The organism is Verrucosispora sp. WMMA2121 (assembly GCF_027460185.1).
GTDB lineage: Bacteria > Actinomycetota > Actinomycetes > Mycobacteriales > Micromonosporaceae > Micromonospora > Micromonospora palythoicola.
Genome location: NZ_JAPZBH010000006.1, coordinates 3,796,632 through 3,810,713 on the forward strand (window position 1 = coordinate 3,796,632; position 14,082 = coordinate 3,810,713).

The 14,082-nt window shown below is 67.1% G+C and carries 11 protein-coding genes; 3 read left to right on the forward strand and 8 right to left on the reverse strand.

All coding sequences use genetic code 11. The annotated features are described in order from the left end of the window. Nucleotides 1-6: 6 nt before the first annotated feature. Entirely contained in the window at nt 7-3,489 is a 3,483-nt protein-coding gene (locus tag O7605_RS26000; protein ID WP_269741600.1) for an NB-ARC domain-containing protein, read from the reverse strand. A 58-nt stretch (nt 3,490-3,547) separates the two neighbouring features. After that, nucleotides 3,548-4,558, reverse strand: a complete 1,011-nt coding sequence (locus tag O7605_RS26005) for a PfkB family carbohydrate kinase (RefSeq protein ID WP_269741601.1) — start codon at nt 4,556-4,558, stop codon at nt 3,548-3,550. Between the two features lie 94 nt (nt 4,559-4,652). Between O7605_RS26005 and O7605_RS26010 the strand changes: the two genes are divergently transcribed. Further along, a complete protein-coding gene (locus O7605_RS26010) occupies nt 4,653-4,859 on the forward strand; it encodes a hypothetical protein (protein WP_269741602.1) in 207 nt (68 codons plus the stop codon). Further along, nucleotides 4,856-5,230, forward strand: coding sequence for a hypothetical protein (locus O7605_RS26015; RefSeq protein WP_269741603.1), 375 nt, complete (start codon nt 4,856-4,858; stop codon nt 5,228-5,230). The genes O7605_RS26010 and O7605_RS26015 overlap by 4 nt, the downstream gene beginning before the upstream one ends. Nucleotides 5,231-5,252: 22 nt before the next feature. On the opposite strand, the gene O7605_RS26020 is transcribed toward O7605_RS26015, so the two are convergent. The 5 genes from O7605_RS26020 to O7605_RS26040 form a co-directional block, all read right to left on the reverse strand. Continuing rightward, the gene (locus O7605_RS26020; RefSeq protein ID WP_269741604.1) at nt 5,253-5,861 is read right to left on the reverse strand and encodes a G5 domain-containing protein; all 609 of its coding nucleotides are present in this window, start codon (nt 5,859-5,861) and stop codon (nt 5,253-5,255) included. A 276-nt stretch (nt 5,862-6,137) separates the two neighbouring features. Further along, nucleotides 6,138-7,550, reverse strand: coding sequence for a hypothetical protein (locus tag O7605_RS26025; RefSeq protein ID WP_269741605.1), 1,413 nt, complete (start codon nt 7,548-7,550; stop codon nt 6,138-6,140). Between the two features lie 100 nt (nt 7,551-7,650). After that, nucleotides 7,651-10,074: an ATP-binding protein gene (locus tag O7605_RS26030; RefSeq protein ID WP_269741606.1), complete on the reverse strand. Its 2,424-nt coding sequence runs from the start codon at nt 10,072-10,074 to the stop codon at nt 7,651-7,653. A 3-nt stretch (nt 10,075-10,077) separates the two neighbouring features. Then, nucleotides 10,078-10,689: a DUF6879 family protein gene (locus O7605_RS26035; RefSeq protein WP_269741607.1), complete on the reverse strand. Its 612-nt coding sequence runs from the start codon at nt 10,687-10,689 to the stop codon at nt 10,078-10,080. Continuing rightward, complete coding sequence (locus O7605_RS26040; RefSeq protein ID WP_269741608.1) at nt 10,682-10,954, reverse strand: hypothetical protein; 273 nt, start codon at nt 10,952-10,954, stop codon at nt 10,682-10,684. Before O7605_RS26040 ends, O7605_RS26035 begins: the two co-directional genes overlap by 8 nt. Nucleotides 10,955-11,067: 113 nt before the next feature. Between O7605_RS26040 and O7605_RS26045 the strand changes: the two genes are divergently transcribed. Beyond that, nucleotides 11,068-11,460, forward strand: coding sequence for a hypothetical protein (locus O7605_RS26045; RefSeq protein ID WP_269741609.1), 393 nt, complete (start codon nt 11,068-11,070; stop codon nt 11,458-11,460). Between the two features lie 24 nt (nt 11,461-11,484). On the opposite strand, the gene O7605_RS26050 is transcribed toward O7605_RS26045, so the two are convergent. After that, entirely contained in the window at nt 11,485-14,016 is a 2,532-nt protein-coding gene (locus O7605_RS26050; RefSeq protein WP_269741610.1) for a GmrSD restriction endonuclease domain-containing protein, read from the reverse strand. Nucleotides 14,017-14,082 lie beyond the last annotated feature (66 nt).

Here is a 14,082-nt window from a genome sequence, read left to right on the forward strand (position 1 = left end):
CGGGGCTCAGGGCCTCGACGGCTGACGCACATAGTCGAACAGGTAGGTGCCAGCACCGCCCACCGTACAGAGCTGGTCACCCTCTGGATGCCAGGAGACCCAGGCGAGTGGACCACCAACCCGTATCGCGCACTCACACGCACCGGAACTCACGTCCCAGATCCGCAGCGTCTGGTCGTTGCTGACCGTCGCGAGGAGCCTCCCGTTCGGCGCAAAGGCACACCGGTCGGCCCAACTGGTGTGCCCACTCAAAGACCGCATCTCGTTGCGGTCCGCCACCCGCCAAATCCGCACCGTTCGGTCTCCGCTCACCGTCACCAGCAGGTTTCCATCCGGCGAGAAGGCGCAGCTGTGCACACCTTCGGTATGCCTGCTCAAGGTCTCCGGCGCGAACCCCTCCCACACCCGCCAGAGCCTGACGGCGCCGCGCGCGGTACCGGCGACGAGCAACGAACCGTCAGGGGAGTATGCACAGCTGCGAAAGCCGCTGGCGTCACTGAAGGAGGCGTGCTCACTCCCGTCCGCGACGGCCCAGATCCGCACTGTTCGGTCTGCGCTGGCCGTGGCGAGCCAGATCCCGTCGGGGGAGAAGGCGCAACTGCGTACCCAGTCGGTATGCCCGCGGAGGACGGCGCGACGCCGGCCATCCTTCGCGTCCCATAGGATGGTTTCGGCCTTGCTGGTCGTCGCGAGGACCATGCCATCGGGCGAGAATGCGCAGCTGATGACCCGACTGGCATGGCCCATCAGGGCTCGGCCGGGCTCCCCGGTGACGGCGTCTCGGAGGACCACCGTGCCCCGGTAGTCGGTCGTCATGATGTGGCTACCGTCCGGGGAGAAGGCGCAACTGTTGACCTTGCTGGCGCCAGCGGCGATGACCTGTTTTGTGGCGGCTTCGCCCACGTGCCAGATGCGCGCGGTCTGGTCGTTGCTCGCTGTCGCCAGCAAGGTGCCGTCCGGAGAGAACGCACAGCCCCAGACGGCACCGGTGTGCTCCGCGAAGATTGTCGGCAGTCGGCCTTCGTCCAGTCGCCACAGTTGGACGATGCCATAGCTGGTCCCGGCGACATGCCGGCCGTCGGGAGAGAACGCACAGCTGTCAATTTCGTCGCCTTGGCCCTGAAGCGTGCCTGCCGGCGACCAGTCGGCGGTCCGCCAGAGTTTCACCAGTCCGGATGTGGCGGTAATCAAGAGATCGCCACCAGGCGAGAAAGCGCAGTCCCAGACGCTGCCCTCCTGGTGCGGTAGGACCACAATCGTTGTTCCGGACGACACCTGCCACACGCGGACCGTGCCGTCGTTGCTGGCGGTGGCGAGCAGTGTGCCGTCCACCGAAAAGGCGCAACTGCGCACCTCGGCGGTGTGCCCAGTGAACGTGGTGATCAGGCGGCGGTCGTCCTTGCGCCACAACCTGGCAGTCCCGTCCGCGCCCGCCGTGGCGAGCAACCTGCCGTCCGGCGAAAACGTGCAACTGCGTACCCAGTCAGTGTGGCCGTAGAGGATGTCGAGCAGCTCACCGGTCGTCGGATCCCAGAGCCGTACCGTCCGGTCGGTGCTTGAGGTTGCCAGAAGGGTCCCGTCGGGATGGAAGGAGCAGGCCCAAACTCCGCCGACGTGCCCCGACAGGACATGCGTCCCGCTTCCGTCGGAAACCCGCCATATCCGCACCGTCGAGTCATCGCTGCCGGTGGCGAGCAGGCCACCGTCCGGGGAGAAGGCGCATGAGGTCACACCGCCTGTGTGACCCGGCTGGCCAGCTAGCCACTCGGGTCGGTCGGGCAGGGGCCACGCCGGCACCAGCCGAGGGAGGTCCAACGTCGAGACGTACCGATCGAGCAGCGGCTGTAGTTCGGCGATCCCGTGCAACCGGCTGGCCAGGGTTGCTCCGAGAGCGGCCGGCGGATCGATCGGCCCGAGAAGGGCAGCGGCGTTGGCGAGCTGCTTTCGAAGCACGACGCTCACGTCGGTGTCCGCAAGGCCCAGGTCGGCTTCGGCCGGGATGACGGAAGAGAATCTCCGCGTCTTGTTCTCCACCCACCTGAGGTCGCACACCAGGGCCGCGAGCGCAGACGCTCGTCCTGCGTAATGCAGATGGTAGGGGAGGTACTGCCACAGATAGATGTCTGCATCCGGCAGCTTCCACCACTCGGGACCATGGTCGCCGGCCGGCAGCCTCGCCGCGACGGCGTCGACCAGCCGACCGTGCACACGCGACCAATCGTCCGTGCTCCGCTGGCTGCGAAGATAGGCCCGCATTACGTCGTGAAGCAGCACCCGTGGCCCGGGGGCGTCCAGCCGATAGTCGGCCAGCAGCCCCAGGCGGACCAGGCTCTCGCAGAGCCGCGCCACTCGTGTGCCCTGCCACAACTTCTCCAAAACCGATTGGGGAATGTCGACGTCCTCCGGGAAGACGCCCAGTTCGAGATATCGCTGCCGGTCGTTGGCGGCGAGCACCTTGAGGCTCGCACCCACCGTCGCCGCCACCGCCTGGTTCCGTTCCGACGGCTCGGTGGGATCGAAGGCGCCGGGTCCCTCCGCGACGAGTTCGGCGATGACCGTTCGCCCGGCATCCTCCGGCCGCTGGCCGTAGTTGACGCGTTGACGAAGCACGCCGTTGATGAGGTTGAGGAGAACCGGCCAGTATCCGGCGAGCCGCGCCAGTCGCTCGACCTGCGCCTTGGGTAGCTGCGGCAAGCCGTCCGCGACAAGTGCCTGCGCCTGCGCAGCGGACATCATGTCGACGATGAGACGCGGCGAATCGTCGGCGAGAAGGCTTGCCACTCGCGTGGTAACCAGGCGTGTCGCCGCCTGACCGCCGATGCGGAACGGGCGTAGCTGCGATTCTGTCCAGACGTCGTCGATGATCAGCAGTACCGGGGGAAGTCCATCGAGCACACGCCCCATCTCGGCTCCGGCGGCATCGGGGTCGCCGACGGCGGGTCGTTGTCCGGAAAGAACGAAGACTAGGTCGTTGATCCGAGCCGCCAGGTCTGCGCCGTGCACCTCCTGGCCGAGGGTCACCCAGAGCAGCCCTCCCGGGTAGCGGCCGGCGACTTCCGGCTGGTGGCTCGCCCAGGTGGCCATCTGCGTCTTGCCGAAACCTCCGGCACCCTGCATCTGGGTCGTCAGGCCGACCTCCGATGAAACCGGCGCCGTGAGCAAATCGAGCAGCACCCTACCGAGGTCCGGCCGATCGACCATCCGATCGAGCGGCGGCGCCATCCAGGGCCGGCGAACCGACGGGTCGACGCCCTTCTTGGATTTAGCCTTGGCGGCTCGGCGTTGATCTAGCATGACAAGAACCATGCCGAGGAAGGTGGCGGGGAAAGCCAGGATGTTCGCCCATCCGGCTACCGCGTTGAGGTCGCCGTCTTTCGTGAGAGCCCAGACGGGTAAGAAAAGGCAAATCGCGGTCAACGCGACTGTTGCCAATGTCGTCCCCAGGCGGGACATCCATGACGCTGCCCGACGCTTCTCGGCCCGCCTCATGTGACCATCCTGGCCCAACCTTGCGAGGGGCTCCCGGAAGCGCGCAGCGAATCGCGTGTCACAGGCGAAGAAGGGCCTGCGCTGCCGCCGAAGCGGCCCCTTTCAGAACCTCGGTCGGCTCCTGCCGTCGCAGGATCCCGGCGGCGAAAACTCCCGCAGCGGCGTCTCCGGCACCGGCCGTGCTGCGAATCGCGGCTCGATGCATCCAGGTGGCTGGCATCGCGATCCGCTGACCCTGCCACGACGCCATCATGCCGTCTCGTCCCTGGGTAAGCAACACGTACGGGACCGCTGTGCCGGCGCGCTCCACCAGGGCACTGACCGACTCCGACCCGCCTCCGAAACCGCCAAAAAGGCTCCGAAACTCGGACAGGTTCCCACACACAGCGGTCAAACAGCCGGCGTCCAAAAAGGAAAGAATGCGGCGGGCGAGGTGCCCGGTCAGAATGTTGTAGTTGCCGAGCGACAGCAAAATTTGGAAAGTCCTGGATGTGATGACCCTGTCGAGCCACCTGCCCAGTGGATGATCACCAAGGTTGTACGCGTCAACCATGACCAGATCGGGAGACAAGCTCGACAGATCGAATCCCTTTAGTTCGTCGGCGACGCCGGGGAACATCGCCAAGGTTCGCTCGGTGCGTTGTTGGCTACTTAGAACGAAGGCGACCGGATTGCGGCCAGCCACCGGAACGCCGTGGTGGGTGATGCCCGCCGCCTGGATGTCATCCGAGAAACGTCTGGCCATGGGGTCGATTCCTCCCGAGTCGAGAGCGATCGAAGTGATGAGCGCTCGCCTCAGAGAGTCGTCACCAGGCATGGCTAGCAATGCGTTGGCGATGGTCGAACCTGGCCGGATCACGACGTTCGCCGGCAACCCGGCCGCCGAAGCCAGCAGCGCGTCGGCTCCCAGGATGATCTCCAGAAGTGACTGGACTGCGTCGTAGTCGATTCGCCGCCACTGCCCCGGTTTCAGGGAGAGGGTTTCCAGACACTTTGACAGGTCAAGCTCGGGTAGTTGAGCCGCCACGTCGATGATGCTGGGGCCGATGCCGACAACCTGTTTCGTCAATTGCGCACCCTCCGAGCACGTTGATTACGGATGTCGATGTTAACTTGCCATCCACGTCCTGGGTGCCCGGGGCATCAGCAGCCATGCCGCCAGCGTGAACCGCACCAACACGTCTGGCCAACTCCTCGCCACCGCCGCCCAGCTCGAACAGGCGAACCGTTTGGCAGACCTGCACTGGCGCAGTCCCACCGAGGATCCGCGTACCCGCAGATGCCCGGAGTGCCGCGCGGACGGCAGCTGCCCTCGGGCGGCCTGGGCCGACGAGATCCTAATGCGCTGCCTGCGGTCGTACCTGCGATGAACGCCTTCGACCTGTCGCCCGCGCAGATCCGCAACCGGCTGATCCTGCAGGCCCAGCAGGCGGCACTTGCCGCCGGCCTCCGACCGCAGCCCGCGCGGTGCCCGCCCGGTCACGGTGAGGCGGCGGCCTGCGTGCCGGTCGTCCCGTGCGTGTCCGTCGCTGCGGGGGACGCGGTCCGGCTCGCTGAGTCCGACCATCGATACGCCACCGGACCGCTCCGGCTGCGGATCGTCCGGATCCGGGCGGACATCAACGAATGGTACGAGGGCGAGTGGGTGTGGCTCGAAGGTGTCGAGATCGGGCCGGACGACCAGGACGGCCCGCTCCGGCCGGTGTTGGCCAGGGTTGCCGCACTGCGCCCTGACAGATGACAGGTAGCCCGCCGCGACGGCATCAACGGTCGCAGCCGATGCCGTCTCCATCCCGATCAAGGTCGTAGATATCGGACCCGATCACCCTTACCGGCCCTTCGACGTAGGCGGGGCCGTTGCCGCTGCCACCGGCGCAGTCGACGTCACTTGAGATAGGTACGCAGGCACCGGCGTAGTTCGGGTCGCATCGAGGCTTCTCCTTCGTGCCGACCCGGACGACCTGGGTGACCGGCTGCGTCGTGATCTCCGACTTGATCAGCTTCTTGGCCGTCTGGATGCCGTCGACCACGGTGACCTGGTACGTCAGGGTCCGGACGCCCGGCACGCCGCGGGTGCGCACCTTCTTCGTGTCCTTGGCCAAGGACGAGTCGTTGACCGTCCTCGTCTTGTACGGGACCTTCTCCGTCGCGGTGATGGTGCGTGTCTGCGTCACCGGTGTCGGAGACTGCGTTGGTGTCGCCTGCTGTGTGGGCGCTGCCGTTGCGGCCGTGGTCGGGGATGAAGCGTCATCGGCCTGGGCGGACGGAACCGGCTCGGCGGCGAGATCCTGTTGTGCCGGAGATTCAGTCGGCGGCGCGACGATCGCGAAGATGGTTGCCACTCCGCAGCACAAGTACGAGAGCAACGGCACCGATCAGCACGGCCCGCACTGGCTTGTTGGTCACACTCCGAGTCTGTTGAGCAGGGCCGAATTCCTCACCGGCCGGTCGGGCACGTTGTCTATCTGTTTTTCGACGAGGCCACCGTACATTCGTCGATTCCTGTCCTCTGCTCTACATCGGACGTTGGACGGACGTCCGCCTTTGCCCGTCGAACGCCGGAGACATGAACCGGGTGGAGGAAAGGCCATCGGTCCGAGGGTGCCCGGCTCGGCCGCCGGTAGCTGGGTCGGACAGTGGGCACGGGGTCAAAGTCTCTGCCGGTCATCATCGAGGCGTATCACGAGGACGGTGCCATCGCGGCCGACGGACACCACCTCGTCGTTACTGCGCAGGCTCGACCACCGCTGAATGGTGCGTGGCGCTGCCCGCAGGTATGGCCCGACGCGGCCCTGCGCGAGAAGCCGGTACAGGTTGCTGTCCAGGCCCCGAAAGACCTCAAGGATCCTGCCGCTCGGCAGCGGTGCCCGGTACCGGGTGCCCTCGGCGCGCAGACCGTTGCGCATCCGCAGGGTTTGGGTGGTGCTCGACGTCCAGACTGACTCTGGATCGAATTGCTCCGGATCGAGCAGCTCCGGTGACGAGCGGGTCTGCTCCCCGCGTTGTCGACGAGTGGTGTATGCACCCGCCGTAGCGTTGTCGCCCGCGAAGAGCAGGGCGGTCGCCGCCGCCGCGCGGGTCAGGATCTGGGTGAACCAACCCCGCTGATCCGCCGGGACGTCGAAGACAACCGGCGCATCGGGCTCGTCCTCGGTAGGAGACAGGATTCTCTCGGTGGGGACAGCGGCGTCGGAGGGCTCGTCCGGGGGCCTGGCGGGGCCAGGCTGCCACTCGTGTTCCTCCGGGCTGGCGCGTAGCAGCTCGTCCAGGTCCTCGTCCGCGCCCGTCCACAGGTCGTCCTCACCCGGCGGGTCGAGCACGTACGACGTGATCCGGGACCGGGACAGGCATGAAGCCACCATGAGCGATGGCTGACCGCACCCACCCACGCGTAGGGCGTCCACCTGCTCCGTGGCGCGGGCGAGCTGCTCGTAGGCGAAGGTCGCCGACCCGTGGGTTCCCTTGCACTCCAAAACGAAGATCTTCATCCCACTGCGGCGCCCGGAGCTGTGGTGCCCCAGCAGGATGTAGTCCGGGCGCTTCTTGGTCGCGGACCTGGTTTTCACGGTGCCCGCACCGTCGAGGAAGCCGGCCTTCAATGCGACCTCCGCGTCGACGGCGTGGAACTCCCAGCCCGGGTGCTGCCGGCGCAGCAGTGTCTTGGCCACCACGAGTGCCAGCCCGATGCCGAGCTGCTCGGACTGGGTCACCTTGTGGTGGTACACGGTGTTGCCGGCGTATCGGGAGAGCGCGAGATGGCCTCGGCGCTCGGTCAGCGTCGCGCAGTAACGGACGTGCGCCCAGTGCCGGGCAACCTGCGCCAGCGGAGCCGCATCCAGGAACGTGGTGGCCACGCCCAGCTCGTGCAGCACCTCGGCTGCGCTGGTCCGGAACGGCTGGCCGAGCAGCACCGGGGTCAGAGACTTGCCGGGCAGGTACGTCCCGCGCCTTCGCCTTTCTTGTTCGACGCACTTGCGCACGTGGGCGACGAGCTGGTCAGAGGACTCGACCGTGAGTGTCGTTTCACGGCCGAGCGAACGTACGAGGGTCTCGACGTGCACGGCGACTCCCGGTGCTTACACAGCGCCTGGACGCGAACACCCAGCGTTATCGACGAACGTGGAGGTGTCAATGCGGCGAGGGGATGCGTACGCCTTGTCGTCAGTCTGCGGTGCTCTGAAGGTTCGATTCGATGCGCTGGCGGAGGCCCACCGCCCGGGGGTCAGGAAAACCGGCCAGTCGCTCGATCGCCTCGCCCCACCAACGGTGTGCCTCCTCGGAACGTCCGGCGTCGGTCAACGCCGTTGCGAGGTGATCCAGCGTCAGGGCGAGCTGCCAGTCGTCGCCGAGATTGCGGTGGACCGTCGCCGCCCGCAGGTGGAAGGCGATCGCCTGATCCGGCTGCCCCAGCTCCCGGTACGCCTCACCGGCACCGTCCAGCGCCATCGCCTCCCGGCTGCGGTCACCCAATTGACGCTGGATCGTCGCCGCGCGATGCACCGCCTCCAACGCCTCGGCTGGCCGGCCCAGGGCGCGCTGCACCCTTGCGTACTCGACCAGCCAGTGCGCCAGCCACAGCGGGCTGCCGCCTTCGGCGATGGCGATCGCCGCCTCGATCGCCGCACGGGCACCGTCGATGCGCCCCAGTTCCCGTAGGGCCATGCTGAGGAAGAAGAGCGAGTTGCCCTCCTGCCCTCGGTCGTCGATGTCCCGCTGCACCGCCAGTGCCCGCTCCAGCAGTGTCACGGCGTCGGTGAGGTCGCCCAGCTCGTACCGGGTCTCGGCGAGGTTGCTCAGGAGCAGGGCCTGCCATCGCCGGTCGCCGCGCTCGGTGAAGATGTCGAGGCTTTCAGTGAACCGGGCCAGGGCGTCGTCGAGCCGGCGGTGTCGCAACGCCAGTAGTCCGAGTGCGTTGATCGACACCGCTGTGCCGTGCTCGTCGCCGACCTCCTGCCGGATCGCCAGGGCGGCCCGGTGGTGCTCCTCAGCCTCGGCCAGCTGGCGGGCCTGGAAGTGGGCCTTGCCGAGGCTCTCCAGCGCCTCCGCCTCAGCACGACGGTCCTGCAACGACCGGGCGGCGGCGAGGCCGGTGCGCGCGGTGGCGAACCATGCGTCGAAGGCGTTGCGGTGCATGAAGACGCTGCGCAGCAGGACCGCCAGCTGCCAGGCGACCCTCGGCAGTTCGGCGTCCACAGCCGCGCGCGTGGCGGCGACGAGGTTGTCCTGCTCGGTGGTGAACCAGGCGTCAGCCTCCACCGCCGTGCCGAAGGTAAGCGGTGTGACGTCGGCCGGCGGGTCCAGCGGCACCACCCGATAGAACGGGAGGGTACGGTTCAGCGCCGCGTCCGTCGTGTGTAGGTACCAGGTGAGCACGCGTACCAGCGCGGCCCTGCGGCTCTGGTCGCTCTCCAACTGCTTGACCTGGTCCATCGCGTACGCGCGCAGCAGGTCGTGCAACTGGTAACGGCCGGGTGCGCTCTGCTCCAGCAGGTGTGCGCCCACCAGGGCGTCGAGCGGCTGCCGGACGCCCGACATCGGCAGACCGGCCAGCGCGGCTGCGGCCGGCGCGCTGATGTCCGGGCCAGGATGTAGACCGAGCAGCCGGAACAGCCGGGCGGCCGAGGCGTTCAAAGCCCGGTACGACCACGCGAAGACGGTGCGTACGGCGTCGGCCTCCTCGCCGTCGTCGGTGGTGAGGGCGTCCCACAGCGCCGACTCGTCGCGTAGGTCCTGGATCAACTCGGCCAGCGGCATGAAGGGTCGGCCTGCCGCCCGTTCCGCGGCGATCCGCAGTGCCAGCGGTAGCCTCGCGCACAGGCGGGCCAACTCGGCCAGCTCGCCCGGATCGTCGTCGGCGCGGTACCCGGTGGTCACCTCGTGCAGTAACGTCACCGCGTCGTCCTCCGACAGCATCCGCAACGTCAGGCGGCGGCCGCCGTCGCGGCTGACCAGACCGGACAGCATGGTCCGGCTGGTAACGATCACCAGGCAGCTACTCGTACCCGGCAACAGCGGGCGTACCTGGCGAACGGTGGCGGCGTTGTCGAGGACCACCAGGACGCGCCGGTCGGCGAGCCGGGAGCGGTACAGCGCCTCACGGTCCTCAAGGTCGGCCGGGATGGCGGACGGCGGGATGCCGAGTGCCCGCAGGAATCGGTCGAGTACCTGCTCCGGCCGGCTGGGTTGGCCCGGGTCGTAGCCATGGAGGTTCGCGTAGAGCTGGCCGTCCGGAAAGTGGTGGCGCACGGCGTGCGCCCAACGCAGCGCCAGCGCCGTCTTGCCCACGCCGGCGGTGCCACAGATGACGACGAGGGCGGCCCGGACGAGTTCGTCGGTGAGAAGGCGGTCCAGCGAACGCATTTCCTCGACCCGGTTGACGAAGCCGCGGACGTCACCGGGTAACTGGCGGGGCGGCGGGTGTGACGGCGAGGAGTCTGCGGAGTGGAAGTGCACCCCGCCGTACACGTCGCGGGCCTGCACGAGGTCGGCGGGGCCGGACAGCGCAGACCGGTTGACGTGCTCCGGTCTTCGGCCGTCCGGTCGCCGCTCGTCGGGTTGTTGTGCGTCCGCGCCCCGGTCGACCATCGCTCAGTCCAGGCGCGGCGGCTCCAGCGGCGCCACCGCTCGCGCGAAATACTCGTCCAGCGGCTCGCCGTCGTGGTAGAGGGACTCCATGAACTCCTGGCACCGCGTGACCACACGCGGGTTCCGCCACCGTCGCGCCGCTTCGAGCACCCCATCGGCGTCGTAGACCGCCTCGTACATCACGTCGGTGCCGAGGGTGTATATCTCCGGCAGCGGGTCTTCGGCCTCCACGTCGGCGACACGATCGGGCCCCACCACGCGGGTCAGGCCGCCGTACTCGTGGCGGAGCCGCAGCACATGCAGCTCCCATTGCAGGTACGGAGTCAGCGGCTCCCGCACCACCCGCACCCGCCGGGTGGCGAATCCGCTGTCGGCGATGCGTCGGTAGTAGCCCTCGAACTCGGGACGCCGCGCGTCGAGAATCCGCAGCGACTCATCCCACCGGCCTGCGGCGAACGCCTGCCAGCCCTCTTCATTGGGCTCCTTGAATGTTTGTTGCCGTTCGAGCTTCCAGAAGCCGGGCGGGCCGGTCTTCCAGAATCGCTTTTCGAAGTCGGCCCAGTAGTCGTCGAGGGTGAGCAGCTCGCCGGGGTCTCCGTCGAGGAGTTCATGCATCAGGGATGTCCACCTTCGCGGCGAGCATGGTCGATCGGGGGATGATGACAAGCCGCTCGCCCGGATCGACGGAGACCCCTTCCGGCAGCCGATCGCGGTAGCTGTCGGTGAGGTCCTGCCCGATCACCGCGACGTCGCCGTTGCTCAACTCCCAAATGTCGGGACAACTGCCGTCGCCGGACGTGTTGCCCAGCTCGTGCGACGACTTGCCCCAACGACGGCTGAGCTGGGCAGACGGATCCGCCTCCCACCGGCGCTCGTTCACGCTGCCCTCCTAGGTCATCGTAGCGATAAGAGCACTTAGAGTAACATTCAAGGTATTGAATTACATTCGGTCTTGTCCCACTTCGAGCATCGTGACGAACCTGGGAGTGCGGTATGGACGATCCGCTCATGCTCACGGCAGCGACCACACTGGTCGCCTGGACGACCACCAACCTTGCCGAGGGCGCCCGGTCCGCCGTGGCCGAGTTGACCGAGTTCCTTCGGCGTCGGTTTCGTCGGGATGCCGCATCGCGGGAGACCGTCGAGGTGGCTCTACGCCAGCCCACCGCCGATGCGCTCCACCGACTCGCGGCACTCCTGGAACAGGAGGCCCGCCGTGATGCCGCCTTCGGTGCCGAGTTCCGCGCCCGCGTCGCAGAGGTCCAGACCATCGTCGCGGACGGCCACGCAGACGTCACGAACACCGTGTCCGGTGATGTCAGCGGCCCGGTCGTGCAAGCACGCGACATCCACGGCGGCATCACCTTCGGCAGCAGCCACAGTTGAGGAACGGCACGAGCGCGGCGGCGCTCATTGCTGAATCGTGAGCGTCTCGTCTGCCTGGTCAAACCGATGCGCTTGCTCGTAGAACCACTGCAAGTGCTTCACGAGGGCCGCAGCAGCGGTGCTGTCGGCGAGGACGGTAATGGGAAAGCCGGGGCGTAGAGCAAGCTTTGCCGCAGCAATGTTCACGCCGGGGAGCTGGTTGAGCCGTTGCCGGAACTGCTCGCGCAGCGTGACATCCTCGAAGGGCGTGCGGTTGGCCAAGTGCTGAAACACCACCTCGACCTTCCCGCTCGGGTAGAGCGTCATCGGCCAGATGTCGCCGTCACGGTGGCCGCGCTCACGGGCCATGAGGAAGCACGACGTCTCCGCCGCGCCGCCGTAGAGCAGCGTGCCGCCCAACTCGATCCAACGGTCGAATAGCGTCAGCGTGGCCTCGACCACTGCCTTGTCCTGCAATACGCCGAGTTGCTCGACGAAGCGGTCGGCAAGTGACTGCCCTTCACCGGGCCGTGGCCGGGGCATCCGCCGCGGCAACTCGTCGGGTGCCAACCCGACCAGTTGCGCCAGCTCATCAAGGTCGATGCGCTGGGTTTGGTCGGCGCGACCGTGCTGGTCGAACACGACACCTTCAGCCTGCAAAATCGCGACCGGGTCGTCTGTGCGCCCGTCGGACCACCGGAAACCTGCAGCCATTGTTCCCTCCACCTGCAACACCCGGTGGGCGTTGGGTACTGGCATGCTGCGCAGCCGGTTGCCGACAGGCTGAGGTGCGGTGCCGACCAGGGCGGCAAGGTCCCCGTAGGTCGTCCAGGACCCGGCCGGTAGAGCGGAAAGCGCCTTCTCCATCAGATCCCAGCGCACCTCGGACTGATCGGTCGCCTGTCCGGTCGGACCCGGCCAGACGTCGATGATCCGTTCGGCAAGAGCGTCGGCGCGGGCATGGATCTGGGGCCGACCCCAGCGTTCGCAGGCGACGATGTCCCGGGTCAGGCGTACACCGCTCTTGGCAAGTTCGACCCGTTTGACCGCGAACGGACTGTTGCCCAGTTCCACGTTGTACCCGGTGAGGGTGAGATTGCCCAAGGTGTGCTTAAGGGCGTCGTGCACCTCGTTGACGTTCTCATGCGGTTCGAGGTCTGCGGCGAGCATGCGCTGCCACTCCGGCCCGATCTTCTGTGGCAGGACGTGCTCGATGGTCAACTTCTCGGGCAGGACCGGTTCCTTGCTGCCGTACGACTGCTCCAACCAGCGCAGCACCAGCGTGCGCTGCGACGCGCGGCCATTGGTGTAGAACGGCAGCGACCGCACCGCGTGACGTACGTCGGCGTCCGTCGCGTAGTACTTGCGCCCGGCCGACAGGTAGGCGTGCACCGCCTGGTCGACCGGCTGGCTCTTGTCCATCTCCGTGACGATGGAGAGCAGGTTGCGGTTGATGTTCGCGGTGGCCCGGCCAATCAGCAGCCGCCGGACGAGAAAACTTTCCACGTAGCGCATCGCCGATGCGACCTCTGCACTGGTCGCGGTGCCCAGGCTGCGGCGGTCCAGCAGGTGCAGCAGGATCGGGTAGACGGTAGTGGTTCCCCAGGCGTGCAGCCGTTGCAGTCGGAGTCTTACGTCCGAGTCCTGCTCCTTCTCGGGGTGCAGGATGAGTTCCAGCAGTGCGCCGAGGCGGGCGAACCTGCGCACCTCCGCCTCAATCTCGTCCTCCGTGCTGAGCCGGTCGAGCCGGGCCTGCTGTCGCGCGTACGTGTCGCCCTGAGTGATCCGTGGATCGGCGTGCACCAGATCCAGCCAGAACAGGATCTCCAACTCCGGCGAGCTGAGCCGCCGCTGCAACGGCAGCCAGTGCGCGTCGTAGACGGTCATGCTGCGATTGGGCAGGCGCATGAACAGGTAGTTGCGTAGCAGGTCGGCCTGCGTGAGTTTGAGGCCAGTATTGTTCAGCGACTCGAAGATCCGGTAGACGTTGTCGTCGGCGTGCGCGACAACCGAAACCACGGCCAACCCGAAGATCACCGCGTCCTCAAGGCGCTGCACCTGCGCCTGGTCGGCTGGCTTGAGCCGGTCGCGGAAGTATTGATAGGCGGCACCGACGGCACCCCCACCGACCTGCGCCGAAGAGTCCACACAGGCGAGGTAGGCGTCAAGGTCGGCCTGGGTGGGGACGAGCTTCAACCGGCGGTTCGGCGTCCATTTATTGATCAGATACTGGTCGTTGAGTCGATCGCGATGCTCGTCGCCCTCGGTAGCCACCCGATGATCGCGGATCGCGCATAGCAGGATGGACAGGGTCGTCAACCGCTGCTGGCCGTCGACCACGAGGAAGTCTCCGACGCCGGCCGGACCGTTGTTCGGGCTGGGCGCCAGCACCAGCGAGCCGATGAAGTGTGTCGTCTTCGGGTTCTCGGCTCGATCATCGGCGAGCCGGGCGATGTCCTCCCAGAGACGTTCGAGTTGATGCTCCTGCCAGGAATATGTGCGCTGGTAGAGAGGCACCTGGTACTGCTTCGCGCCTTCGAGCAGGCCCTGCAGGGTGGTCTCTGCCGCTGCGACCATCGGGAGCTGTCACCTCACCGTTCCGATGCGTGATCAAGACGAGTCGCAAAGGGTAATACAACCCTC